This is a genomic window from Actinocorallia lasiicapitis, assembly GCF_054778695.1.
Genome location: NZ_BAAGZI010000052.1, coordinates 1 through 23,411, shown reverse-complemented (window position 1 = coordinate 23,411; position 23,411 = coordinate 1). Strand labels below are relative to the sequence as shown.

Here is a 23,411-nt window from a genome sequence, read left to right as displayed (position 1 = left end):
CGCGCGACCGGGCGAGCACGGCCAGCTCGCACACGTCGACCTTGGCGGCGGGGTTCAGCCGGATCCGGACGATCCCTGGCCCTGGCTCGCGCGCCGCCGACCACCGGTCGAACAGCCGCGCGCCGCGTTCCAGTGCTTCGGCCGCGTCCAGGAGCTGATCGCCGCGGATGAGCGCCCCGCCGGGCACCGCGACCGCGTCGCGGTGCCGGGCCAGCACTCGCTCGAGCCGGGCGGACTGATCGAACATGGCCCCAGTGTGCCCGAGATTTTACGTTGGGTAAACGTACGACTACTCGCGGGTGATCGAGACGGGGATGTTGCCACGGGTGGCGTTGGAGTACGGGCAGACCTGGTGCGTGGCCTCCAGCAGCGCTTCGGCCTCGGCGTCGGAGAGTGTGTCGGGCAGCTCGGCACGGAGCGCGACCTCGAGGCCGAACCCGCCGGAGCCGTCGGCGTGCAGTGCGACCTCGGCGGTGACCGAGGCGTCCGCGACGTCGAGCCCCATCCGGCCCGCGACGAGCTGCATCGCGCTGGTGAAGCAGGCCGAGTACCCGGCGGCGAAGAGCTGTTCGGGGTTGGTGCCCGCGCCGTCGCCGCCCAGCTCCTTCGGGCGGGCGAGGGTGAGATCCAGGACGCCGTCGTGGGAGACGGAGCGGCCGTCGCGGCCGGAAGAGGTGGCGATCGCGGTGTACAGGACCTTGCTCATGAGACGCTCCTTCTAGACAGACCTGTCTGTTCCTTGGCTTCAAGGTAGACAGGTCGGTCTGCTAAAGTCAAGTCATGTCCGCCGCACGAGAGCGCCTGCTCGCCACCGCCACCCGGCTCTTCTACGCCGAGGGCGTCCACACGGTCGGCATCGACCGGATCATCGCCGAGGCGGGCGTGGCCAAGGCGACCTTCTACAAGCACTTCCCGTCCAAGGAACTGCTGGTGGTCGCCTATCTGAACGAGCAGTACGCCCTCCAGCGCGCCGCGTTCGACGCCGTCCCGGGGGAGGGCGCCGCCCGGCTGACGACGATCTTCGAACGGTTCGGCGAGCTGGCGTGCGGGCCCGGCTTCCGCGGCTGCCCGTTCCTCAACGCCGCGGCCGAGTACCCCGATCCGGCCCACGCCGTCCGGCTGGTCGTCACCGGCTACCGGGCCTGGTTCCGCGGGCTGATGCGCGAGCTCCTGGCCGAGGCCGGGGCGCCCGACCCGGACGCGCGGGCCGACCTCCTGCTGCTGATCCGCGACGGCCTGGCCGTCAGCGGCGGCCTCGGCGACACCGCGACGGTCGCCGCGGGAGTCGGGGCGGCCCTGGCCCTGGCGGCCTGAGCACGCGAAGTAAGATCAACGGGTCGTCGAACACGGGGGTAGGACGTGTCACTCGAAAAGTTCATCGCGGGCCTGCCGAAGGCCGAACTGCATGTGCACCACGTGGGATCGGCCTCGCCGCGGGTGGTCGCCGAGCTGGCGGCCCGGCACGAGGGCACCACACGGGTGCCGGCCGATCCGGCGCGGCTCGCCGAGTACTTCACCTTCCGGGACTTCGCGCACTTCATCGAGGTCTATCTGTCGGTCGTCGACCTGATCCGGGATCCGGCCGACGTGCACGCCCTCACCTACGGGGTCGCCGAGGACATGGCCCGGCAGAACATCCGCTACGCCGAGCTGACCGTCACCCCGTACACCTCGCTGAAGACGGGGATGCCCGCCGAGGCGTTCCTGGAGGCCATCGAGGACGCCCGGGTGGCGGCCCGGCGCGATCTCGGGGTCACCCTGCGCTGGTGCTTCGACATTCCGGGCGAGGAGGGACTGCCGGGGGCGGAGGAGACGGCGCGCGTCGCCGTCGATCTGGCGCCGGAGGGCCTGGTCAGCTTCGGTCTCGGCGGCCCGGAGGTGGGAGTGCCGCGACCGCAGTTCAAGCCCTACTTCGACCGGGCGCGCGCCGCCGGTCTGCGCAGCGTGCCGCACGCGGGCGAGACCACGGGACCGCAGACGATCTGGGACGCCCTGACCGATCTGGGCGCCGAACGGATCGGCCACGGCACCCAGGCCGTCCACGACGAGCGGCTGCTGGCCCACCTGGGCGAGCACCGGATCCCCCTGGAGGTCTGCCCGACGTCCAACATCGCCACCCGCGCCGTCGAGCGGATCGAGGAGCACCCGATCAAGCGGATGGTCGAGGCGGGGCTGCTCGTCACGGTCAACTCCGACGACCCGCCGATGTTCGGCACCGACCTGAACACCGAGTACGGGGTGGCGGCGACCCTGCTCGGCCTGGACGAGCGGGGCGTGGCCGCGCTGGCGAAGAACGCCGTCGAGGCGTCGTTCCTCGACGAGCACGGCAAGCGCGCCCTCGCCGCCGAGATCGACGCCTACACCGAGACGCACACCGGGGCCTGACCTCGTTCCGGACGGTCGCGGCCGCCGATATCACGTGGCACGTCGTTAAGTGACGAGATTCGTTCATGTGTCGCAGATTGTTGCCACGACGTTTCTGTTCGTCAATCGCGCTGGTTTCGACCACGTCGATCGGGCACAATGAGGACGCACGGGCCATCTGGTGGGCAGTGAGAGGCCGTAGGGGAAGACGCGCCTCAGACCCGCTCTACCAGGAGGACCGAGTGACCGTACGCGGTGTTTTCTACGTCCACTCCGCGCCACCTGCACTCTGCCCGCACATCGAGTGGGCGGTCGCGGGTGTGCTTGGCGTCCCTGTCAAGCTGCCGTGGACGGATCAGCCCGCTGCCCCAGGCAGTCAGCGGGCCGAGTTGTGCTGGGAGGCGAGGCCCGGCACCGCGGCCGCCATCGCCTCGTCTCTGCGCGCCTGGAAACTCGCCAGGTTCGAAGTGACGGAGGATGCGGCTCCGGGCGCCGACGGCGTCCGGTACAGCTTCACGCCCTCGCTCGGCGTCTTCACGGCCGCCTTGGGGGCGAGCGGCGACATCATGATCCCCGAGGACAGGCTCCGCCATGTGATGGCGGGCGCCGCGGCCCGCGGCGGATCGTTGGAGTCGGAGCTGGAGCGGCTGCTGGGCACGCCGTGGGACCACGAGCTGGAGCCGTTCCGGCGGGCCGGCGACGGTGCCCCGGTGCGCTGGCTGCACGCGGCCGTCTAGCCGGATCGGCCGATACGAACGGCGAGGCCCGGCCGGTGATCTGATCACCGGCCGGGCCTCGCCGTTTCCGTGTCCGGTTCCGCTACTGGTAGCCGCGGATCTGCCGGAAGACCGCTTCGAGGGACAGGCTCCGCGCGTCGAACGACTGGCCGCCGGTGAGCAGGGCGAGCTCGTTCATCTCGGTCTCCTTCGCCTCACCGAACAGCACCGGGAAGACCGGGACGTTCCGCACGAACCCCGGGTACCGGGTCTGGAACTCGGCGAACCGGCTGCCGTTGGCGTTCTCGCCGTCGCTCATCAGGACGATCGAGGTGAACCGGTCGGGGTCCTTCGCGATCTGGTCCTTGGCGACCTGGTAGGCGGCCGTCAGGCTGTCGTAGATCGCGGTGCCGCCCTCGGCGCGCAGCCCCTCGGCGAAGGACCGGATCTTGAGCAGCTCGGGCTCCGGGGCGTTCTCGGGGAGCTGGAAGACCTGCGGTGGGCCGGCCTTGCTGCTGAACGGGATCAGCGTGACCTGCTCGCGGTTGTGGAACCCGTCGAAGCCGTGCCGGTCGTCGGCGCCGGTGAGGGAGACCAGGGCCGCCCGCAGGTCCTTGATCCGCTGGCCGGTCATCGACCCCGACGTGTCGATCACGTAGATCGTCCTGGACGGCTTGCGCAGCCGGTCGAAGAAGGCCGCGATCAGCTTGTCGACCGTCTCGGGAGCCGCGGGGAAGGACAGCTCCCGCAGCTCGGTCTCGCCTGCGAACGGGATTCCGGCCGCGACGGGCCTGCGGTGCGCGGACTCCGCGATCCGCTGCTGGGTCTCCGGCTTCAGCAGATACTCGGTGAGCTTGCCGTAGTCGGCGCGGGCGTGGTCGGCGGCGCCGCCGAGCAGGGTCAGCGGGTAGTCGGCCGTGACCACGCCGTCGGACGGGTAGACGAGCTTCAGCGGCGCGTCCAGCTTGCCGGAGGCGTTCAGGGCGAGCAGCACCGACTCGTAGTTGACCAGGCCGTCGACCTCGGCGCCCTGCCGGACGAACGCGTCCGACAGCCAGCCGGAGGAACCGGCCGTCAGGGTCTGCGCGCCGAAGAACCGCTTGAGCTTCGGCGCGACCTTCTCGATCCCGGCGGGGTCGAGGTCGGTGCCCGGATTGAGTGCCGTCGCGATCCCCACCAGGGCCGAGAAGCCCGAGTTGGAGGCGGCCGGGTTGGTCATCCCGTAGGTGAAGTCGCGGCGCCCCGCTGCGTCGGCGATCTCCGCCCAGCTCGGCCGTTTGACGTCCCAGCCGAGCCGCTGCGCGGCGGCCGGGCGCATCCCCAGCACCACCGGCGACTTCATGATCGGGGTGGCGGTGCTGACGGGTGCGTTCGGATGCAGGCCGAGGTAGCGGTTGGAGGAGAACCAGACGGCGTCGTAGGCGCCCTTGGCCTCGCCCGAGACGACCCGCTGCACCCCGTCCAGGGTGCCCGCGAAGTCGAGTTGCACCTTGACCCCGGTGGCGTCCTGCGCCTGGTCCAGGATCGGCTTGAGATCGGCGAGCTCGCTGCCCGCCAGCACGCGGAGCGTCCCCGCCTGCGCCTTCTGGGCGGGATCCGGATCGGTGCCGGAGCCGCAGCCCGTGAGGAGGACGGTCGTCAGGACCGCCGCAAGAACCTTCTTCATGTCCATTTGACGACGGAGCGTCCCGGCCCGAGGAGAACGCTCGATGAGCATCGGATGAACGCTCGGCGGCCGGTGCGTCTCGTTACGGGTGCCCCGTCACGAGTGTCCCGTCACGGGCGGCGGCGGAGCACGCGGTCGAGGGCCGCCTGCACCTCGTCGGAGAGGCCCGGAGCCCCCGAGGAGACCAGATCGGGCGGATCGGCCTCTTTCACCTGCCCGCAGGCACGGCACTCCACCTCGCCGAGCCGGCACACCAGCTCTACCGAGCAGCAGGCCGAGCAGTGGTCCAGCGGCAGATCGCGGCGCTGGCATTCGGGGCAGATCAGAACCTGCCGGTCTTCGCGGACCCCGCGCTTCCACGGGGAGACCCCGCGCGCCGGATCGTTCTGCCGAGCTCCACAGTTGAAGCAGGGCATGGGCTTACACCCGCCTTAAGGTCGGCGGGGGATCCGCGCGGCGGCGGATCCCCGGCCAGGCTGCCTAATTAGAGCTCGGCGAGCGCCTTGCGGTACTCGTCGAGGTCACGGGCGTTCGGGATGTCGTTTTCGACCTTCCACGACACCACGCCCTGCTTGTCAATGATGAAGGTGCCGCGCCGGGCGAGGCCCTTCTCCGCATGGAACACACCGTACGCCTGCGCGACTCCGCCGTGCGGCCAGAAGTCCGAAAGGAGAGGGAACTGGTACTTCTCCTGGTCCGACCAGGCGCGCAGGGCGAAGACCGAGTCGACGGAGACGGCCAGCACCTGGACGTCGTCGCCGCCCAGGGTCGGCAGCTCGTCACGGATCGCGCAGAGCTCGCCGGTGCACACCCCGCTGAAGGCCAGCGGGTAGAAGACCAGGACGACGTCCTTGCTCCCGCGGAAGTCCGACAGCTTGACGGGTGTGCCGTGCTGGTCCTTCAGCTCGAAGTCCGGTGCGATGTCGCCGACTTCAACGGCCATGTCATATTTCCCTTCGAAGGCAGGCTGGAGCCCCCTGAAACGAGAGCACTGGGCGGCCATCCTGCCATCGGGATCGTCAATTGCGGCCCTTCGGGGCCACCAGACGAGTGCCGGACCAATCCTGAGCGGCGCTCACGCTGCTGGTCTGGGAAAGGCCCGCGGTGGGGGCCGATTCGCCGATGTCGCTGGGCTCGACGTGGCCGTCACGGCCCTGCTTGGGGGTGAGCAGCCAGATGTGGCCGCCGCCCGTCAGCGAGGTGAGGGCGTCGACCAGGCCGTCGACCAGGTCCCCGTCCTCGTCACGCCACCACAGCAGGACGACGTCGACGACCTCCTCGTAGTCCTCGTCGACCAGCTCGTTCTCGGTGACGGTCTCGATCGATTCACGCAGCTCCTCGGCCACGTCGTCGTCCCAACCGAGTTCCTGCACCACCTGGCCCGGCTTGAATCCGAGCCGTTCGGCCAGGCTGCGCTCTGTCTGCGCCTGACCCGCGGTCGCGCTCACGAACGTCCTCCCTGTGTAGTCTTCACGGGATCACCGTACTGTTCGCCGGTGACTCCTCAAGGTATTGCGGGCTAGTTCACACAAGGGAACACCCTCAGCGCAAGTGCCCATACCTCATCAGCATGATCCAATCCTTGGGAATTCACATTCCCCGGAGGAACGACAACCTCACCTGTCGATCCGGATTGTCGATGTTGAGATCGACCAGCGCGATGCTCTGCCAGGTTCCCAGAGCCATCCGGCCGCCCAGTACGGGCACGCCGACGGACGGCGGAACGATCGCCGGCATCACGTGGGAACGGCCGTGACCTGGGGATCCGTGGGAGTGGACCCACCGGTCGTCGGCGGGCAGCAGATCCCGTAGCGCCGCCAGGAGATCGGTGTCGCTGCCGGCCCCCAGTTCGATGATCGCGATTCCGGCCGTCGCGTGCGGAACGAAAATGTTGAGAAGGCCGTCGCCTTCGCCCTGGACGAAACCGGCGCAGTCGGAAGTAAGGTCGTGGATGACCTCGCGTCGGCCGGTCGTGACCGTGAGCACAGTGCTCTTCATGAGACGATCATCACAGGTATAGACCTCTTCTCAGTGAACCGGGGTACCCCCCACCAGTCACTCTTCCCTTATTGCCCAGTATTTACCTGCGGCTCGGCACGCCCGGACGACCGATGAATCCCGCTCTGACCTGCGCGTTGTTACCGCCCAGTAGAGATGCGAGTGGTCGTTGGCGGCGGCAGGATGGGGGAGACCGTACAGGTCGGACCAGGAAACATCGACAAACAGCCGATGGAACTCGCGCGTGTTAAGGGGACCCCAGTGCCTTCCGGACGCCAACGCTTCTCGATCATTAGCGACGGCCTTCCGAGTCAGCTCCCGGACATCAACCCCGATGAAACCCGGGAATGGCTCGAATCCCTCGACACGGTCATCAAGACCGAGGGCCGCACCAGGGCTCGTTACGTGATGCTGAAGCTGCTCGAACGTGCCCGTGAGCAGCAGGTGGGCGTACCCGGCCTGCGCAGCACCGACTACATCAACACCATCTCCCCCGAACAGGAGCCCTGGTTCCCCGGCGACGAGCACATCGAACGCCGCATCCGGGCCTACATCCGGTGGAACGCCGCGATCATGGTGTCGCGCGCCAACCGTCCCGAGCTCTCGGTGGGCGGCCACATCGCCACCTACGCTTCGGCCGCCTCCCTCTACGAAGTCGGCTTCAACCACTTCTTCCGGGGCAAGGACCACGGCGAATCCGGCGACCAGGTCTTCATCCAGGGCCATGCCGCGCCCGGCATCTACGCCCGCGCCTTCCTCGAAGGCCGGCTCTCGGAGCAGCGGCTCGACGGTTTCCGCCAGGAGGTCTCGCACGTCGGCGGCGGCCTCTCCTCCTACCCCCACCCCCGGCTCATGCCGGACTTCTGGGAGTTCCCGACCGTCTCGATGGGCCTCACCGCCATCGACTCGATCTACCAGGCCCGGTTCAACCGCTACCTGCTCTCCCGTGAGGTCAAGGACACGTCCCGCTCGCACGTGTGGGCGTTCCTCGGCGACGGCGAGATGGACGAGCCCGAGTCGCTCGGCGCCATCGGCCTGGCCGCCCGCGACGAGCTCGACAACCTGACCTTCGTGATCAACTGCAACCTGCAGCGGCTCGACGGCCCGGTCCGCGGCAACGGCAAGATCATCCAGGAGCTGGAGTCGTACTTCCGCGGCGCCGGCTGGAACGTCATCAAGGTGATCTGGGGCCGCGACTGGGACCCGCTGCTCGCCAAGGACGTCGACGGCGTGCTCGTCAACAAGATGAACACCACGCCCGACGGCCAGATGCAGACCTTCTCCGTGGAGTCCGGCGCCTACACGCGCGAGCAGTTCTTCGGCGACGACCCGCGGCTGCGGAAGATCGTCGAACATCTCTCGGACGAGGACATCTCCGGCCTCTCGCGCGGCGGGCACGACTACCGGAAGCTGTACGCGGCGTTCAAGAGCGCCCGCGAGCACGTCGGCCAGCCGACCGTCATCCTCGCCCACACCATCAAGGGCTGGACCCTCGGACCCGACTTCGAGGCCCGCATGTCCAGCCACCAGATGAAGAAGCTGTCGAAGAACGAGCTCAAGGAGTTCCGCGACCGCCTCTTCCTGGAGATCCCGGACTCGGCGCTCGAAGCGGACCTGCCGCCCTACTTCCACCCGGGCGCGGACTCCGAAGAGATCCAGTACATGAAGGAGCGGCGCGCCGCGCTGGGCGGGTTCCTGCCCAAGCGCGTCAACCGGTCCAAGCCGCTCAAGCTGCCCGCCGACGCCGTGTACGGCGAGCTCAAGAAGGGCTCGGGCAAGCAGGCCGTCGCCACGACCATGGCGTTCGTCCGGCTGCTCAAGGACCTCATGAAGGACAAGGAGATCGGCCACCGCTTCGTGCCGATCATCCCCGACGAGGCCCGCACCTTCGGCATGGACGCCATGTTCCCGACCGCGAAGATCTACTCGCCGCACGGGCAGACCTACGAGGCCGCCGACCGGAAGCTGATGCTCTCCTACAAGGAGTCGGAGCAGGGCCAGATCCTGCACGAGGGCATCTCCGAGGCCGGTTCGATGGCGTCGCTGATCGCCTCGTCCACGTCGTACGCGACGCACGGCGAGCACATGATCCCGATCTACATCTTCTACTCGATGTTCGGGTGGCAGCGGACCGGCGACCAGATGTGGGCCATGGCCGACCAGATGGGCCGCGGGTTCATGCTCGGCGCCACCGCGGGCCGCACCACGCTGACCGGTGAGGGCCTCCAGCACGCCGACGGCCACTCCCTGCTGCTGGCCTCGACCAACCCCGCCACCGTCTCCTACGACGCGACCTGGGCGTTCGAGCTGTCGTACATCGTCCAGAACGCGCTCCAGCGGATGTACGGCTCCACGCCCGAGCACCCCGCCGGCGAGGACATCAACTACTACCTGACGATCTACAACGAGCCCATGCCGCAGCCGGCGGAGCCCGCCGACCTGAACGTCGCGGACCTGCTCAAGGGCCTGTACAAGTTCAAGGACGGGCCCGCGCTGGCGGCCGACGCGCCGAAGGCGCAGATCCTCGCCTCGGGCGTCGCGGGCCGCTGGGCCGTCGAAGCCCAGGAGATCCTGGCCGCCGAGTGGGGCGTGTCCGCCGACGTGTGGTCGGCGCCGTCGTGGACTGAGCTGCGCCGCGAGGCGATCAACTGCGACACGTTCAACCTGCTGAACCCGGACAAGGAGCAGCTCGTCCCGTATGTGGCGCGCCGGCTCGACGGGGTGGCGGGGCCGATCGTCGCGGTCTCGGACTTCATGCGGGCCGTCCAGGACCAGATCGCGCCGTGGGTCCCGGGCGACTTCACCTCGCTCGGCACCGACGGGTTCGGTTTCTCCGACACCCGGGCGGCCGCCCGCCGCTTCTTCCACGTCGACACTCAGTCGATCGTCCTGGCGGTCCTCACCCGCCTGGTGAAGCGCGGCGAGCTCAAGCCCGAGGTCCTCACCCAGGCCATCCACCGCTACGGCCTCGACCAGGGTGTGGCGGCCGTCTCCGGCACCAACGCCCCCGAGGAGTCGGGCGGCGCGGCCTAGCCTGCTCGATCTGTGCAGGGCGGTCCCGTTCGGGGCCGCCCTTCCGGCTTCTAGGGCCGGGGGGCGGGCGGGCGGGGGGCGAGGACGAGGGAGGCGAACGAGGAGATGGTGAGGGAGACAGCGGCGATCATGGTGACGCCGACCATGAAGAGCCCGGTCTCGTCGTCGGACCAGTCGACGTAAGCCGAGACCGTCAGGGCCGTGGTGAAGGCGGCGACGGTGGCCCAGGGCACGCCGCGCCGGATGCCCGTCAGGACGATCGCGGTCAGGGTCAGGACCAGTCCGACGACCTGCCAGGGCTCGTAGGGGCCGCTGCTGCCGCCGTCGGGTGTGGTGTCGCGGAGCTGGTCCCAGCCGAGCCAGAGCGCCCACGCGCCGGCCGTCGCCGCGGCCACGGCCACTGCCGTCAGGGCGGCCCGTATCCCTTGGTTCATGGGTCGATCCTCGCGGGCGGCACCGGCCGGGCGTATCCGTTCAGGTACTCAAACCGGTCTGGTGTCCGGCCTGAGCTGAGGTTTGAAGGTGCCGTGCGGCGCTGGAGGGGCCAGACTCGGGGTCATGTGGATGCGGTACGCGGTTCCGTCCGACGCTCGGGTTCTGGCCGAGATCACCTGCGCGGCGTTCGGGGAGTTCCCTGATTTCGACGTCACCCTTGAACAATCCCGGTCCAACTGGCACAGAACCCTCACCGCCGAGGGGGCCGGGGATCCACGCCCCCACCACACCAGGGTCCGTGAGGAGCCGGGCGGGACGCTGGTCGGCGTCGCCATGGGCGGCCCCGCCGAACCCGGTCTCGGCCACCCCGCCGAGATCTACAATCTCGCCGTCCGGCGCGACCGTCTCCGCCGTGGCCACGCCGACGCCCTCCTGCGCGCCGTCGCCACGGATCTGCACTCCGACGGCCACGCCTCCCTGGTCGTCAAGGTCCTCACCGTCAACACCAGGGCCCGCGACTTCTACACGGCCCTGGGCGGCCTCCACATCGCCGAGGCCAGGGACGGCCAGTCCCTCTACTGCTGGCCCGACATCACCCTCCTCGCCGCCCCGTCCCCCCGAACCGGCCGTCACGGATAGAGCACCCGCGACGGATAGGACGTCGCGTCGACGAGCCGTCTGTTTCCCAGGGCCTCGCCGAGCTCGGCGGTATGCCGCGTCGGCCGGTTCCCGATGCAGGTCCACGCCTTCGGGTCGGTGGAGCGGACCACACCGACGAGCAGCCGCACTTCCTCATTGGTCCGCTCGACGGCCACCCGGATCCGCCCTTCGGCGCTCTGCCCGCTGACGCAGGCGTGCTCGGTGACCAGCAACCCGACCTTCCGCGCCCCGGCCGACGGCTTCGCCCCCGCGGGATCGAGCTCCACGTCGGCCCCCACGAGCCCGGCCGGGATGCGCCGCAGGTCACAGCGGCTCGACGTGCTGAGGTACCAGCCGGCCCGCTCCTCGGGATGGCCCGCGGCCTTCACCCGATCCCGCCACACCACCGACACGAACTCCCACGCTCCGCCCTCCGTGCCGGGCGGCAGCCTCCGGATGACGGACATCAGCACGGCCGTGTCGTCGACGATCGTCCAGGACCCCAGATCACCGAGCTTCCCGACCCCTTCCCCCCGCACCGCCGCCCGCCCGGTCTCACTCAGCTCCGTAGCAGGCCGCCCGTGTTCGAGCACCGTCACGTCCACGCCCTCCCCGTGGCAGAACACCCGCTCGCCCCCCGCCGACGGCACCTCGCCACCACCCCGATCACCCGCCCCGCACCCGGCCACGCCCACAGCGACGAAGACCACCCCGCCCCACCAACCCGCACCACGCAACCGCATGGACGGACCCTGACACAACACCGCACACCCCCACCATCCCCAGCCGCCGCTGTGAAAAGGGGACGGCCCCGCCGGAGAGGGCCGGCGGGGCCGTTGAGGGGGTGGGTGGTCAGTGGGCTAGGAGGCGGTCGTCGGGGCGGAGGCGGCAGGCCATGTCGTCTTCGGTGAGGATGCGGCGCCAGCCGTCGCGGGTGCGGCGGCGGAGTTCGTCCTGTTTGGCTTCGGCGGCGGTGCGGTAGTAGTGGGCGCGGGCGCGGGCCGGGGGGCGGCCGGGGGAGGTGCGCTCGTAGCCGTAGGCCGCCAGCCGGGAGCCGAGGACGTGCTCGGCGAGCTGGATCTCCTCCAGGTCGAGACGGGACTCCCAGGAGCGGACGGCCTGCTGGTCGATCGCGCCCATCGTGCGGTGGTGGTGGGTCTTGCGGCGCGGCGTCACCGAGGCGACCTCGTGGGGGCGGAGCATCGCGGAATCGTAGGGCTCGTCCAGGAACGAGCAGAGCGCCTGGAGCTCGGACGCCGGATCGGCGACGAGGTGCTCGTACTGGAGTTCGTAGTAGGAGCCGGCCGGCAGACGGCGGGCGGCCTCGTGGCCGTTGTCGATGGCCCGCGCCCACGTGTTGATCGCGTAGGCGGTGTCGTACTTCCACCAGCTCATCTGCTTGAGCGAGCCGACGCAGTCGCGGCCGTCCCTGATCAGATGGACGAACTGCGCGTCGGGGAAGAGCCGCATCAGATCGGGCAGGTAGCGGATGTAGGTGGGGCGTTTGTCGCCCCAGCGCGGCTTGCCGTGGCTGCGGGCGTAGGCGCGCAGGACGGTGCCGATGAGGGAGCCGAGGGTGGGCGGGGCGTCCACGATCTCGGCGAGGGTGGCCGACGCGTCGAGGCCGAGGTCGTCGAATTTGTGTCCACGCTCGGTCACCAGCCATTCGCCGAACGCACGCCGGTTGGCCGGGTCGGTGAGATCGCCCCAGCGCTCCCGGTGGAAGTAGGCGGGCAGCACGAACCGGTTCTCCGGCGGGATCGCGATCCTGGGGTGCGCGTGCAGCATGAGCTGCAGCAGCGTGGTGCCCGAACGGGGGCACCCGACGATGAAGATCGGCCTGTCCACGGGCCCTCCCTGACTCTCGGTGCACCCGAGAGATTACGGAGTGCCGACCATTCATGCACGGAGCGTGGCCGTGATTGGCGAATTCTTGACCGTCAGTTGACCTGGCGGACCGCCTACCCTTGCAGGGTGACGAAGGAACCGAGCGCCGCAGAGCTGCGCGAGCAGACCACCAAGCGGCTCGAGACGGCGTTGAGCACATTCGGGAACGCCGCTCTCGCCCGCATGGAGGAGCGGCTGCCCTGGTTCCGGCGGATGCCCGCCGAGCAGCGGTCCTGGATCGGGCTGGTCGCCCAGACCTCCATCGCCGCGTTCGTCGAGTGGTTCCGCAACGGCGAGAAGTCCCGGGTGGCGCTCGGCGGCGAGGTCTTCGCGACGGCGCCGCGCGAGATGATGCGCACGATCCGGCTCCAGCACACCGTCGACATGGTCCGGGTGATCAGCGAGGTCGTCGAGACCCGCCTCCACGATCTGGCCGCGCCCGGTGGCGAGGCCCAGCTCCGCGAGGGCATCCTCCGCTACACCCGCGAGGTGGCGTTCTCCGCGGCCCAGGTCTACGCCCGCGCCGCCGAGACGCGCGGCGCCTGGGACGCCCGGCTGGAGGCCCTGGTCGTCGACTCCCTGCTCCGCGGTGACGGCGACGACGGCCTGCACTCCTGGGCGGCGGCCCTCGGCTGGACCACCAAACCCGTCTACGTGCTGGCCGGTCACGCCCCCGAGGAGGATCCGGAGTCGATCGCCGACCAGATCAGGCTGTCGGCCCGCCGCCTGCGGGTGGACGTCCTGTCCGGTGTGCAGGGCCAGCGGCTGATCGTGATCGTCGGCGGTGCGGAAGATCCGCTGGCGGCGTCCCAGCTCCTGGCCGGGAAGTTCGGCGCGGGCCCCGTCGTGGTCGGCCCGGAGGCCCCCGACCTGTACGGCGCGACGGCCTCGGCCAAGGCCGCGATCGCCCGGCTCCGCTCGGCCGTCGGCTGGCCGGACGCCCCCCGCCCCGTCCTGGCCGCGGAACTCCTTCCCGAACGGGCCCTGGACGGCGACGAAGCCGCCCGCGCCTACCTGGTCGAACAGGTGTACGCCCCCATCCAGGCCGCAGGCGCCCCCCTCCTGGACACCCTGACCACCTACCTGGAACAGGGATCTTCGCTGGAGGCCACCGCCCGGCTCCTGTTCGTGCACCCCAACACCGTCCGCTACCGGCTCCGCAGGGTGTCCGAACTGACCGGACTCGCCCCCACGGACGGCCGCGGCGCCTTCACATTGCGCATCGCGCTGGTCCTGGGACGGTTCACGGATCGCCAGCACGGTATGTGACCTGAGTGCGTGACGTGCGTCACTGTTGTTCAAGTCCTACAAACTCTCGCGATCAAACTTCGTCCCTGCCGACATGACCCCGGATGACCGCTAGACGGCAGTCTTGGGATCGTGCTTCTCATCACAGCGCCCGGCCAGGGTGCCCAGACTCCCGGATTCCTCAGCCCGTGGCTGGAGGTCCCCGGCGTGGCCGACCGCATCGGCGGTTGGTCGGACGTCGTGGGCCTCGATCTGATCCGGTACGGGACCACCGCCGACGCCGACGAGATCAAGGACACCGCCGTCGCCCAGCCGCTGCTGGTGGCGGCCGCGCTCGCCGTCTACGGGGCGCTCGGTGTCACCCCTGACGTCACCGCGGGCCACAGCGTCGGCGAGCTCGGTGCGGCCGCCATCGCGGGTGTCCTCACCGACGACGAGGCGATGCGGCTGGTGGGCGTCCGGGGCCGCGGGATGGCCGAGGCCGCCGCGATCACCGAGACCGGGATGACGGCCGTGCTGGGCGGCGACCGCGACGAGGTGCTCGCCGCGATCGAGAAGAACGGGCTGACCCCCGCGAACGTCAACGGGGCGGGCCAGATCGTCGCCGCCGGTTCGCTGGCGCAGCTCGCCAAGTTCGCCGAGGAGCCGCCCGCCAAGGCCAGGCTCCGTCCGCTGGCCGTCGCCGGAGCGTTCCACACCGTGTACATGGCGCCCGCCGTGGCCGCGCTGGAGAAGGCCGCCGAGCAGATCACCCCCAAGGACCCGCAGGTCAAGCTGGTGTCCAACCGCGACGGCCTGGTCGTCGACTCCGGCGTCGACTACCTGCACCGGCTCGTCGGCCAGGTCAGCCGGCCCGTCCGCTGGGACCTGTGCACCGCGACCTTCGCCGAGCTCGGCGTCACCGCCATGATCGAGCTGGCCCCCGCCGGCACGCTGGTCGGGCTGGCCCGCCGTGAGCTGAAGGGCGTCGCCCTGGCCGGTCTGAAGACCCCCGACGACCTCGATGCGGCCCGGAAGATCATCGAGGAATCCGCATGAACATCCAGCTCGCCCCGGGCGTCCCCGGCGCCCGGATCCTGGCGTTCGGCCACTACCAGCCGGAGAACGTCGTCACCAACGCCGACCTCGCGGCCCGCGGCGTCGACACCAACGACGAATGGATCCGCTCCCGCGTCGGCATCGCCGAACGGCGCATCGCCCTCGAGGACGAGTCGATGGTCGACCTGGCCGTGCACGCCGGGGCCAAGGCCCTCGCCGCGTCCGGCCTCACCACCGACGACATCGACCTGGTGATCGTCGCCACCTGCACCGCCGAGAGCCAGGTGCCGAACGCCTCCGCGACGGTCGCGTTCCGGCTCGGCATCAAGGCGCCGGGCGCGTTCGACGTCAACGCCGCCTGCGCGGGCTTCGCCTACGCCCTGTCGACCGCCTCCGACGCGATCCGCAGCGGCTCCGCACGGAACGTCCTGGTGATCGGCTCGGAGAAGTTCTCCCCGTGGATCGACTGGACCGACCGCACGACCTGCATCATCTTCGCCGACGGCGCGGGCGCTGCGGTCGTGACCGGCTCGGACGTCCCCGCCATCGGACCGGTGGTGTGGGGGAGCGACGGCGAGAACGCCGACAAGATCATGGTGCAGGACCGCAACTCGTTCCTGCACCAGGACGGCCAGGCCGTCTTCCGGTGGGCCACCACCGCGCTGCACCCCGTGGCGTTGGAGGCCTGCCGGCGTGCGGGCGTCGACCCGTCCGAACTGGCGGCGTTCGTGCCGCACCAGGCGAACCTCAGGATCATCCGCGGCATCGCGAAGAAGCTCAACGCACCCAACGCGGTGATCGCCGAGGACATCGTGAACGCCGGGAACACCTCGGCCGCTAGCATCCCGTTGGCACTGTCGCGCATGATCGAGCGCGGCGATGTGCCGTCGGGCGAAGCAGCCCTCATCATCGGGTTCGGCGCGGGTCTGACCTATGCCGCCCAAGTCATCCAGATCCCCTAGGGTCCTGGGTCTTTAACCACCACAAAGGAGCTACACGAGCATGGCTGAAGTCAGCGAAGCGACCATCCTGGCCGGTCTTGGCGAGATCGTCGAGGAGATCGTCGGTGTTCCGGCGGCCGACGTGACCCCGGAGAAGAACTTCATCGACGACCTCGACATCGACTCCCTGTCGATGGTGGAGATCGCCGTTGCGGCCCAGGACAAGTTCGAGGTCGAGATCCCGGACGACGAGCTGAAGAACCTGCGCACCGTGCAGGACGTCATCGACTACGTGCAGGGCCTGGCCGCCAAGGCCTAGGCAGCACCACCGGTGCGCGGGACCGCTGCAGAGGCCCGCGCACCGTTTTCACCCCCCAGGTTAGAAGGGCACGTTATGAGCAAGACCAAGGTTGTCGTCACAGGTTTGGGAGCATCGACCCCTGTAGGGGGCGACGTGGCTTCCACATGGTCTGCGCTACTCGCCGGTAAGTCCGGTGTGTCCACTCTGCCCTGGGACGATCTGGACAAGCTGCCCGTCCAGTTCGCCGCACAGGCGGCCGTCGAGCCCATCGACTCCGGCCTCCTCACCAAGCCGCAGCTCCGCCGGATGGACCGCAGCCAGCAGTTCGCGCTGATCGCCGCCCACGAGGCCATGAACCACGCCGGATACGGCTACGGGGCAGAAGGCGGCCTGACCGTCGACCCCGACCGGCTCGGCGTCGTCGTCTCCTCCGGCATCGGCGGCCTGCACAGCGCCCTCGACAACTACGACGTCTACCGCGAGAAGGGCTGGCGGCGGGTCTCCCCGTTCACCGTCCCGATGCTGATGCCCAACGGCTCGGCCGCGCACGTCGGCCTCGCCTACAACGCGACCGCGGGCATCCACGCCCTGGTCTCCGCGTGCGCCTCCAGCGCCGAGGCCATCGGCTACGCCATCGACATGATCCGCAGCGGCCGCGCCGACGTCGTGATCGCGGGCGGCACCGAAGCCTGCATCCACCCCCTCCAGATGGCCTCCTTCGGCGCCATGCGGGCCATGTCCACCCGGAACGACGCCCCCGAGCTGGCCTCCCGCCCCTACGACAAGGGCCGCGACGGCTTCGTGCTCGGCGAGGGCGCCGCCGTCCTGATCCTCGAATCCGAGGAGTTCGCCCGCGCCCGCGGCGCGCAGATCCACGCCATCGCCTCCGGCGTCGGCTACTCGGCCGACGGCTACGACATGGTCCAGCCGCCCGAGGACGGGTCGGGCCAGGCCAAGGCGATGCAGCGCTGCCTGAAGGACGCCGGGCTCGACCCCGAGCAGATCATCCATGTGAACGCCCACGGCACGTCCACCCCCGCGGGTGACGTCGCCGAACTGAACGGGATCAAGAAGGCGCTGGGCGAGCACGCGCACAGCGTCACCATCACCGCGACCAAGTCGATGACCGGCCACCTGCTGGGCGGCGCCGGAGCACTCGAGTCGCTGATCACCGTTCTCACGCTGCGGGAGGGCCTCGTGCCGCCCGTCGCGAACCTCGAAAACCTCGACGACGGCGTCGATCTCGACGTCGTCCACGGCGAGCCCCGGAAGCTGGCTGACGGTCCGGCCGCCGCTCTCAACAACTCGTTCGGCTTCGGCGGGCACAACGTGACCGTCGCGTTCGAACGGGCACTCTGACGCTAGGAGCTCATTGTGACCGTCCTTGACACTTCTCCTTCGGCCGCTCCGGCCGAACCGGTCGAGGCCGACCCTCGCGACCCTGAGGTCAGGCTCTCGGCGCTGTTCGACGAGGGAACGTTCCGCCCGATCGCGGGCGGCGACAGGAGCGGCAAGCTCGCCGGGCAGGGACGCATCGAAGGCCTGCCCGTGGTGGCCTTCGCCAGCGACCCGCGGGTGATGGGCGGCGCGATGGGCATGGCGGGCTGCGAGGCGATCGTGGCCGCCTACGATCTGGCGCTCCGCGAACGGCTGCCGATCATCGGTCTGTGGCACTCGGGCGGCGCCCGGCTCGCCGAGGGCGTCGAGTCGCTGCACGCCGTCGGGCTGGTGTTCGCCGCGCAGACCCGCGCGTCCGGTGTGGTGCCGCAGATCTCCGTGGTGCTCGGCCCGGCCGCCGGCGGCGCCGCCTACGGTCCCGCACTGACCGACGTGGTGATCCTCGCCAACAGCGGACGGATCTTCGTGACCGGGCCGGACGTCGTCAAGTCCGTCACCGGTGAGGAGATCGACCAGGAGGGCCTGGGCGGGGCGGAGGCGCACGGCAAGAAGTCGGGCGTCGCGCACATCACCACCAAGGACGACGCTTCGGCGATCCTCACGGCGCGCAAGCTCGCGGTGCTGCTCGGGCACCAGGGGCGCGTCCGGATGGAGGAGGTCGAGGAACGTGACTTCTCCGACGTGCTGCCCGAGAACGTCAAGCGGGCCTACAACGTGCTGCCGCTGGTCAAGGGCATCGCGGACGACGGTGTGGTCGAACTGCACGCCAAGTGGGCGCCGAACATCGTCACGGCGCTCGGACGGCTCGGCGGGCGGACCGTCGGGATCATCGCCAACAACCCGCTGCGGCTCGGCGGATGCCTCGACTCGATCTCCGCCGAGAAGTGCGCCCGGTTCGTCCGGATGTGCGATGCGTTCGGGGTGCCGCTGCTCGTCCTGGTGGACGTGCCCGGCTACCTGCCCGGGGTCGGGCAGGAGCACGGCGGCGTGGTGCGGCGCGGGGCGAAGCTGCTGCACGCGTTCGCCGAGGCGACCGTGCCGCGCGTCACTCTCGTCACCCGGAAGGCCTATGGCGGCGCGTACATCGCGATGAACTCCCGTTCGCTCGGCGCGACCAAGGTCTACGCCTGGCCGACGGCCGAAGTCGCCGTGATGGGGGCGCTCGCGGCCGTCCGCGTGCTGCACCGCAAGAAGATCGCGGCCGTCGCCGAGGAGGAGCGTCCCGCGTTCGAGCAGGAGCTCGCCGACGAACACGAGAAGATCGCCGGTGGTCTGCAGCGCGCCATGGACCTGGGCGTCGTCGACGAGGTCGTCGACCCCGGCAAGACCCGCACGACCCTGGCCCGCGCCATCGCCGAGGCGACCCCGGCGCGCGGCTCCCACAACAACATCCCGCTGTAGACGCTTACGCATCAGGGCGGCCCTTCGGGGCCGCCTTTCGCGCGACGAGCGCCATCCGAAATGTCCGATGATCGCGATAGGGTCACGGATCTGATCCGGATGAAGGGGACTTCTGTGCTGAGAAAGCTGACCGCCGCACTCCTGACCGCCTCGATGGTCGCCGCCGTCCCGGCCGTCGCCGAGGCCAAGCCCAAGGCCCCTGCCGCAGTCAAGGCCAAGCCGAAGTACCCGCCGGGCGTGAAGGCCAAGCACGGCATCCTCTACGACTCCACGAAGAAGAAGATCCTCTGGCAGCGGGACGCCAACCGCCGGATGCAGGTCGGCAGCATCAACAAGGTCGCCCTCGCCATGGTCGTCATCAACGCGGGCGGCCTCAACAAGCAGATCACCGTCACCCAGAAGTACTTGAACTGGTTGAAGGACTGGAACGCGAGCGACGCCAACATCGCCCTCAACGACCGCTTGACCGTGCGCCAACTGCTCAACGCCTCGCTGATCATGTCGGGATGTGAAGCCGCCTATGCGCTCGCCGACGCCTATGGAGGCCGCGCGGGCTATCTGGGCACCCAGGCGAAGATGACCGCCTTGGCCAAGAAGCTCGGCATGAAGAACACCAACTACGCGTCCTTCGACGGTACTCCGAACACGAAGGACTACACCACTGCGGCGGACCAGTTGAAGATGGTCCGCTACGCCATGAAGAACCCCGTCTTCGCGAAGATCGTCAAGACGCAGAAGCAGAACTTCTACACGCCCGGTGGCCACTCCTACACATGGGAGAACACCAACCGCCTGCTGTGGGCGAACGGTGCCGGGTACCCCGGCCTCTACGGCATCAAGACCGGCACGACCACGCAGGGCAACAACTTCGCGTTCGTGGCCCGTCGCGCGAAGCGCACCGTCTTCGGCATCCTGCTGCGCAGCCCCGGCGACGCCGCTCGCTGGTCCGACACCACCAAGGCCCTCAACTGGGTCTACAACACCCGCACCGTGCCCGTGATCCAGCCCGACACCGTCACCCGCGAGATCAACGACTGATCCCAGTCCTCACTGCCAGGGAGCCCACCGATCGGTCGGGATCTCCAGGTCGAACGGTTCGGGGAGCTTCACGAGCTCCCCGAACACCCATTCCTGCCGATCCAGGTAGACGCCCGCCTTCCCGTCCGGGATCGAGTAGAGGACCACCCGCGCCAGCCGGGGATCGCAGTCGATCAGCAGGTAGTAGGGGATCTCGGCACGCGCGTACCCCGTCCACTTGGTGGGAGGGCCGTCTTTGACCGGGGGACGGTCGTTGCGTGCTGTCGACCGGGAGGTGACCTCGACGGCCAGCTCCACTTCATCGGCGACGAGGCAGAGGTTCCCGGTCTGCATCTCGCCGTCGAGCAGAGCCTGTTCGGCCACGATGAGATCCGGGATGAAGCCCTCTTCGAATCCGACGAGGTCCAGGTTGGGGCCTTGGTCGACGCCCCAGCCGAAGTCCGTCCTGAGGATCCGTGTCTGGGCGAAGAGGTCGGAGAGCTGCTGAACGATCCGCCGATGGGCGTTCTTCGGCGCGGGCGACACGACGATCTCTCCTCCGATGACCTCTACGCGGGAGCCGTCGTCCGGGCGGTCGAGCGCGTCGTCCAGTTCGCCCCGGAGGAACAGGGCGTAGGGCGTGTCGGGGATTTCCACCGTCTGCCGAACCGTACTCACGACCACTTCGGGCGACCTTTCGCTCACGATCAGCTCCGGTCATCGTAGGGAACGCTGCACTTCATCGTACGCCGATCCCGGGATTTCGGCTGCTCAGCAGGGCTCAGTGGGGGAGGAGGGTGCGGGCTGTGGTGCGGAGGGTGGGGAGGTGGGGGTCGGGGATGCCGGCGAGGCGGAGGGCGGCGTCGGCGGTGGCTTCGGCGAGGGGGGTGGTGGCGAGGGTGGGGGTGTCGCGGCGGATGAGGATGACGCTTTCGACCAGGGAGAAGACGAGGCCGGCGCGGAGCGAGCGGTCGGGGGGCGGCAGGTCCGCGGTGATGGGGGCGAGCAGCTCGGCGTAGGCCTGTTTGAGTGCGGTGCGGAGCTGCTGGAAGCCGTCGAAGCGGTCGGCTTCGGGGAGCAGGTAGAGGACGCCCAGGTTGTGGGGGCCTGAGCAGAGCAGGGTGGCGTCGCGGCGGCAGAGGGCCCAGAGGCGGGCGGCGGCGGGAGCGTCCGAGGCGGCGAGGGAGCGGGCCGCTTCCAGTGACGGGCGGACCGTGCTCTCCAGGAGTTCGGCGAGGATCGCTTCCTTGCCTTTGAAGTAGTGGTACATCGACGCCTGGCGGATCCCGGCGCGTTCGGCGACCTCGCGGGTGGTCGTCGCCGTGTAGCCCTGGGTGGTGAACAGTTCGGCGGCGGCGGCCAGGACCTCCTCGCGCGGGGCGAGCCCGCTGGCGGGACGTTCGACGGCGCGCGGCCGGCCGACTCCTCTTCTGTCCGTGCTCACCGGAACGATCCTGCCACAGCCCCCGTGCACGGTAACGCCCGGGAAACACCGTGGTCGCCGGGGTGAAACCGGCCCCGCCTAATTTCTGTCGTGCGATAGAAATCCGGCCGGGAGGAGACGACGATGGCGACCGCGACGACCCATGGCGCGCGCGAACACGCCCGTGCCCAGGAGGGCACCAGCGCCGAGACCATGCCGCAGATCCCCGCACCCGACGGGCTCGTCTGGTCGGAGACGGTCGCGGGCGGCGGCTACACCCACCGGGCGCTGGCCCGCGGCACCGAGATCACCCTCACCGATCCGACCGGTGACGCATGCGCCCATCTCGTGCTGTTCGCGCAGGGGCGCCCGTGGGAGCGGCTGAACATCGCCGACACCGTCAAGGTGCTCTGGAACGCCTACCCGGGCGACGGCCATCTGCTCCTGTCCGACCAGGGCAGGGTCCTCGCCTCGATCCTCAGCGCGACGGCCCCGGCCGACACGATGTGCGGTGTCTCCACCCTCCGGCGCAACACCGACCGTTACGGCGACGGCGCCGCGCACGGCCCGTCACCCGCCGGCCGGGAGCTGTTCAAGCTGGCCGCCGCGAAACACGGGCTCGAACCCCGCGACCTGCCCCCGTCGATCTCGTTCTTCCAGGGGGTGCGCGTCGATCCGGCGACGGGACGGCTCGACTTCACCGGCTCGGCGGGCCCCGGCGGCGCCGTCACGCTCCGCACCGAGATGCCCCTCACCCTGCTGATCGCGAACACCGCCCACCCGATCGACCCGCGCGCCGGCTACACGTGCGGCCCGCTGGCCGTCACCGCGCGGGCCGCCGCCCCCACCGGCCCCGGCGACGCCCTGTGGAACGCCACCCCCGAGGGCCGCCGCGCCTTCGCCAACACCGCCGACCACCTCACCGCCCGGGGGATCCAGTGACGTCCGTCCTCGAGGTGACCGTCCCGGCCCGCGCCCCCTGGTCGGCGACGGTCCGTGCCGGCCAGTCCCTCACCATCACGGATCTGGGCGGCAACCAGGCCGTCGACTGCCTGATCTACGACGCGCACGACACCGCCCTGCGCTACAGCGCCCAGGACACGATCCACGCCCAGGGCGGGATCTTCCTCACCACCGGCAGCGTGCTGCTGTCCAACGAGCACACGCCGCTGATGACGGTCACCGCCGACACGTGCGGCCGGCACGACACCGTCGGCGGGGCCTGCTCCAAGGAGTCCAACACGCTGCGGTACGGCCATCACACCTGGTCGCAGCACGCGTGCGTCGAGAACTTCCTGGCCGAGGGGGCACGGCACGGCCTCGGCAAACGCGATCTGGTCAGCAATGTCAACTGGTTCATGAACGTCCCGGTGGAGGCGGACGGCACGCTCGGCATCGTCGACGGGATCTCCGCGCCGGGACTCACCCTGACGCTGCGCGCCGAGACCGACGTGCTGGTCCTGGTCTCGAACTGCCCGCAGGTCAACAACCCCTGCAATGGGTTCGACCCCACCCCGGTGAGGATGACGGTCAGGTGACCACGCTGCTGGTGGCCAACCGCGGCGAGATCGCCGCCCGGATCGTCAGGACCGCGCGCCGGCTCGGGCTGCGGACCGTCGCCGTGTACTCCGATCCGGATCGCGGCGCGGCGCACGTCCGGCTGGCCGATCACGCGGTGCGGCTCGGTCCGGCGCCCGCCAAGGACAGTTATCTGGAGGTCGGCCGGGTGCTCGGCGCGGCTCGCGACACGGGGGCGACGCTGATCCACCCCGGCTACGGGTTCCTGTCGGAGAACGCGGGGTTCGCCCGCGCGGTCGAGGCGGCCCGGATCGGTTTCGTCGGCCCGACCCCCGGCCAGCTCGAGCTGTTCGGCGCGAAGCACACCGAGCGGGCCGCCGCCGAGGCG

Annotated in this window: 26 protein-coding genes and 1 pseudogene; 15 read left to right on the top strand and 12 right to left on the bottom strand. The window is 69.9% G+C overall.

The genetic code is table 11. The annotated features are described in order from the left end of the window. Nucleotides 1-247: pseudogene (locus ACYVE7_RS09190) on the bottom strand (hypothetical protein); the annotation flags it as partial. Nucleotides 248-289: 42 nt separating this feature from the next. Beyond that, nucleotides 290-706: an organic hydroperoxide resistance protein gene (locus tag ACYVE7_RS09185; protein WP_460364160.1), complete on the bottom strand. Its 417-nt coding sequence runs from the start codon at nucleotides 704-706 to the stop codon at nucleotides 290-292. A gap of 74 nt (nucleotides 707-780) precedes the next feature. Here ACYVE7_RS09185 and ACYVE7_RS09180 point away from each other — a divergent pair, with 74 nt between their 5' ends. The 3 genes from ACYVE7_RS09180 (at nucleotide 781) to ACYVE7_RS09170 (ending at nucleotide 3,101) form a co-directional block, all read left to right on the top strand. Next, nucleotides 781-1,314, top strand: coding sequence for a TetR/AcrR family transcriptional regulator (locus ACYVE7_RS09180; RefSeq protein ID WP_460364159.1), 534 nt, complete (start codon nucleotides 781-783; stop codon nucleotides 1,312-1,314). 45 nt (nucleotides 1,315-1,359) lie between these two features. Next, on the top strand, nucleotides 1,360-2,385 hold the full coding sequence (locus tag ACYVE7_RS09175) for an adenosine deaminase (RefSeq protein ID WP_460364158.1): 1,026 nt from the start codon (nucleotides 1,360-1,362) through the stop codon (nucleotides 2,383-2,385). Between the two features lie 221 nt (nucleotides 2,386-2,606). Then, nucleotides 2,607-3,101, top strand: coding sequence for a DUF3145 domain-containing protein (locus ACYVE7_RS09170; RefSeq protein ID WP_460364157.1), 495 nt, complete (start codon nucleotides 2,607-2,609; stop codon nucleotides 3,099-3,101). Between the two features lie 82 nt (nucleotides 3,102-3,183). On the opposite strand, the gene ACYVE7_RS09165 is transcribed toward ACYVE7_RS09170, so the two are convergent. From ACYVE7_RS09165 to ACYVE7_RS09145, 5 genes are all read right to left on the bottom strand, one after another. Then, a complete protein-coding gene (locus ACYVE7_RS09165) occupies nucleotides 3,184-4,746 on the bottom strand; it encodes a substrate-binding domain-containing protein (protein WP_460364156.1) in 1,563 nt (520 codons plus the stop codon). Nucleotides 4,747-4,856: 110 nt separating this feature from the next. Next, entirely contained in the window at nucleotides 4,857-5,162 is a 306-nt protein-coding gene (locus ACYVE7_RS09160) for a hypothetical protein (RefSeq protein WP_460364155.1), read from the bottom strand. Between the two features lie 68 nt (nucleotides 5,163-5,230). Next, on the bottom strand, nucleotides 5,231-5,689 hold the full coding sequence (locus tag ACYVE7_RS09155) for a peroxiredoxin (RefSeq protein WP_460364154.1): 459 nt from the start codon (nucleotides 5,687-5,689) through the stop codon (nucleotides 5,231-5,233). Between the two features lie 76 nt (nucleotides 5,690-5,765). Next, a complete protein-coding gene (locus ACYVE7_RS09150) occupies nucleotides 5,766-6,194 on the bottom strand; it encodes a DUF3052 domain-containing protein (protein ID WP_460364153.1) in 429 nt (142 codons plus the stop codon). A 142-nt stretch (nucleotides 6,195-6,336) separates the two neighbouring features. Beyond that, nucleotides 6,337-6,744: a secondary thiamine-phosphate synthase enzyme YjbQ gene (locus tag ACYVE7_RS09145; RefSeq protein WP_460364152.1), complete on the bottom strand. Its 408-nt coding sequence runs from the start codon at nucleotides 6,742-6,744 to the stop codon at nucleotides 6,337-6,339. 261 nt (nucleotides 6,745-7,005) lie between these two features. Here ACYVE7_RS09145 and aceE point away from each other — a divergent pair, with 261 nt between their 5' ends. Continuing rightward, nucleotides 7,006-9,777: a pyruvate dehydrogenase (acetyl-transferring), homodimeric type gene (aceE, locus tag ACYVE7_RS09140; RefSeq protein ID WP_460364151.1), complete on the top strand. Its 2,772-nt coding sequence runs from the start codon at nucleotides 7,006-7,008 to the stop codon at nucleotides 9,775-9,777. 50 nt (nucleotides 9,778-9,827) lie between these two features. On the opposite strand, the gene ACYVE7_RS09135 is transcribed toward aceE, so the two are convergent. Then, a complete protein-coding gene (locus ACYVE7_RS09135; RefSeq protein WP_460364150.1) occupies nucleotides 9,828-10,211 on the bottom strand; it encodes a hypothetical protein in 384 nt (127 codons plus the stop codon). 130 nt (nucleotides 10,212-10,341) lie between these two features. Here ACYVE7_RS09135 and ACYVE7_RS09130 point away from each other — a divergent pair, with 130 nt between their 5' ends. Further along, nucleotides 10,342-10,851 carry a GNAT family N-acetyltransferase gene (locus ACYVE7_RS09130; RefSeq protein WP_460364149.1) on the top strand — a complete coding sequence of 170 codons (510 nt, stop codon included), beginning with the start codon at nucleotides 10,342-10,344 and terminating at the stop codon, nucleotides 10,849-10,851. Here the strand turns inward: ACYVE7_RS09130 and ACYVE7_RS09125 are convergent. Continuing rightward, a complete protein-coding gene (locus tag ACYVE7_RS09125; RefSeq protein ID WP_460364148.1) occupies nucleotides 10,842-11,594 on the bottom strand; it encodes a hypothetical protein in 753 nt (250 codons plus the stop codon). The genes ACYVE7_RS09130 and ACYVE7_RS09125 overlap by 10 nt on opposite strands. 109 nt (nucleotides 11,595-11,703) lie before the next feature. Further along, nucleotides 11,704-12,699, bottom strand: coding sequence for a sulfotransferase family protein (locus ACYVE7_RS09120; RefSeq protein ID WP_460364147.1), 996 nt, complete (start codon nucleotides 12,697-12,699; stop codon nucleotides 11,704-11,706). 126 nt (nucleotides 12,700-12,825) lie between these two features. Between ACYVE7_RS09120 and ACYVE7_RS09115 the strand changes: the two genes are divergently transcribed. The 7 genes from ACYVE7_RS09115 (at nucleotide 12,826) to ACYVE7_RS09085 (ending at nucleotide 20,103) form a co-directional block, all read left to right on the top strand. After that, on the top strand, nucleotides 12,826-14,007 hold the full coding sequence (locus ACYVE7_RS09115; RefSeq protein ID WP_460364145.1) for a PucR family transcriptional regulator: 1,182 nt from the start codon (nucleotides 12,826-12,828) through the stop codon (nucleotides 14,005-14,007). A 111-nt stretch (nucleotides 14,008-14,118) separates the two neighbouring features. After that, nucleotides 14,119-15,024 carry an ACP S-malonyltransferase gene (locus ACYVE7_RS09110; RefSeq protein ID WP_460364144.1) on the top strand — a complete coding sequence of 302 codons (906 nt, stop codon included), beginning with the start codon at nucleotides 14,119-14,121 and terminating at the stop codon, nucleotides 15,022-15,024. Beyond that, the gene (locus ACYVE7_RS09105) at nucleotides 15,021-15,986 is read left to right on the top strand and encodes a beta-ketoacyl-ACP synthase III (protein ID WP_460364143.1); all 966 of its coding nucleotides are present in this window, start codon (nucleotides 15,021-15,023) and stop codon (nucleotides 15,984-15,986) included. Before ACYVE7_RS09110 ends, ACYVE7_RS09105 begins: the two co-directional genes overlap by 4 nt. Before the next feature lie 40 nt (nucleotides 15,987-16,026). After that, nucleotides 16,027-16,284, top strand: coding sequence for an acyl carrier protein (locus ACYVE7_RS09100; protein ID WP_460364142.1), 258 nt, complete (start codon nucleotides 16,027-16,029; stop codon nucleotides 16,282-16,284). A 75-nt stretch (nucleotides 16,285-16,359) separates the two neighbouring features. Continuing rightward, nucleotides 16,360-17,625, top strand: a complete 1,266-nt coding sequence (locus tag ACYVE7_RS09095; protein WP_460364141.1) for a beta-ketoacyl-[acyl-carrier-protein] synthase family protein — start codon at nucleotides 16,360-16,362, stop codon at nucleotides 17,623-17,625. Between the two features lie 15 nt (nucleotides 17,626-17,640). Continuing rightward, the gene (locus ACYVE7_RS09090) at nucleotides 17,641-19,065 is read left to right on the top strand and encodes an acyl-CoA carboxylase subunit beta (RefSeq protein ID WP_460364140.1); all 1,425 of its coding nucleotides are present in this window, start codon (nucleotides 17,641-17,643) and stop codon (nucleotides 19,063-19,065) included. Between the two features lie 114 nt (nucleotides 19,066-19,179). Then, entirely contained in the window at nucleotides 19,180-20,103 is a 924-nt protein-coding gene (locus ACYVE7_RS09085; RefSeq protein WP_460364139.1) for a D-alanyl-D-alanine carboxypeptidase family protein, read from the top strand. A 9-nt stretch (nucleotides 20,104-20,112) separates the two neighbouring features. Here ACYVE7_RS09085 and ACYVE7_RS09080 read toward each other — a convergent pair whose 3' ends face one another. Together ACYVE7_RS09080 and ACYVE7_RS09075 are read right to left on the bottom strand one after the other, a co-directional pair. Then, a complete protein-coding gene (locus tag ACYVE7_RS09080; protein ID WP_460364138.1) occupies nucleotides 20,113-20,739 on the bottom strand; it encodes a Uma2 family endonuclease in 627 nt (208 codons plus the stop codon). A 124-nt stretch (nucleotides 20,740-20,863) separates the two neighbouring features. Then, nucleotides 20,864-21,526: a TetR/AcrR family transcriptional regulator gene (locus ACYVE7_RS09075; RefSeq protein WP_460364137.1), complete on the bottom strand. Its 663-nt coding sequence runs from the start codon at nucleotides 21,524-21,526 to the stop codon at nucleotides 20,864-20,866. Between the two features lie 123 nt (nucleotides 21,527-21,649). On the opposite strand from ACYVE7_RS09075, the gene ACYVE7_RS09070 reads away from it, so the two are divergent. From ACYVE7_RS09070 to ACYVE7_RS09060, 3 genes are all read left to right on the top strand, one after another. After that, a complete protein-coding gene (locus tag ACYVE7_RS09070; RefSeq protein WP_460364136.1) occupies nucleotides 21,650-22,447 on the top strand; it encodes an urea amidolyase associated protein UAAP1 in 798 nt (265 codons plus the stop codon). After that, nucleotides 22,444-23,043 (top strand): urea amidolyase associated protein UAAP2, encoded by a 600-nt coding sequence (locus ACYVE7_RS09065; RefSeq protein WP_460364135.1) that lies wholly within the window; start codon nucleotides 22,444-22,446, stop codon nucleotides 23,041-23,043. The genes ACYVE7_RS09070 and ACYVE7_RS09065 overlap by 4 nt, the downstream gene beginning before the upstream one ends. Beyond that, the coding region (locus ACYVE7_RS09060; protein ID WP_460364134.1) for a biotin carboxylase N-terminal domain-containing protein at nucleotides 23,040-23,411 on the top strand (372 nt) is incomplete at its 3' end. The genes ACYVE7_RS09065 and ACYVE7_RS09060, both read left to right, overlap by 4 nt.

Excerpts from the sequence above, each read along its gene's own strand:
- ACYVE7_RS09100 (WP_460364142.1), top strand. The coding sequence starts at position 16,027 with ATGGCTGAAGTCAGCGAAGCGACCATCCTGGCCGGTCTTGGCGAGATC.
- ACYVE7_RS09125 (WP_460364148.1), bottom strand. The coding sequence starts at position 11,594 with ATGCGGTTGCGTGGTGCGGGTTGGTGGGGCGGGGTGGTCTTCGTCGCT.
- ACYVE7_RS09180 (WP_460364159.1), top strand. The coding sequence starts at position 781 with ATGTCCGCCGCACGAGAGCGCCTGCTCGCCACCGCCACCCGGCTCTTC.
- ACYVE7_RS09095 (WP_460364141.1), top strand. The coding sequence starts at position 16,360 with ATGAGCAAGACCAAGGTTGTCGTCACAGGTTTGGGAGCATCGACCCCT.
- ACYVE7_RS09070 (WP_460364136.1), top strand. The coding sequence starts at position 21,650 with ATGGCGACCGCGACGACCCATGGCGCGCGCGAACACGCCCGTGCCCAG.
- ACYVE7_RS09185 (WP_460364160.1), bottom strand. The coding sequence starts at position 706 with ATGAGCAAGGTCCTGTACACCGCGATCGCCACCTCTTCCGGCCGCGAC.
- ACYVE7_RS09165 (WP_460364156.1), bottom strand. The coding sequence starts at position 4,746 with ATGAAGAAGGTTCTTGCGGCGGTCCTGACGACCGTCCTCCTCACGGGC.
- ACYVE7_RS09145 (WP_460364152.1), bottom strand. The coding sequence starts at position 6,744 with ATGAAGAGCACTGTGCTCACGGTCACGACCGGCCGACGCGAGGTCATC.
- ACYVE7_RS09105 (WP_460364143.1), top strand. The coding sequence starts at position 15,021 with ATGAACATCCAGCTCGCCCCGGGCGTCCCCGGCGCCCGGATCCTGGCG.
- ACYVE7_RS09160 (WP_460364155.1), bottom strand. The coding sequence starts at position 5,162 with ATGCCCTGCTTCAACTGTGGAGCTCGGCAGAACGATCCGGCGCGCGGG.
- ACYVE7_RS09135 (WP_460364150.1), bottom strand. The coding sequence starts at position 10,211 with ATGAACCAAGGGATACGGGCCGCCCTGACGGCAGTGGCCGTGGCCGCG.
- ACYVE7_RS09155 (WP_460364154.1), bottom strand. The coding sequence starts at position 5,689 with ATGGCCGTTGAAGTCGGCGACATCGCACCGGACTTCGAGCTGAAGGAC.
- ACYVE7_RS09130 (WP_460364149.1), top strand. The coding sequence starts at position 10,342 with ATGCGGTACGCGGTTCCGTCCGACGCTCGGGTTCTGGCCGAGATCACC.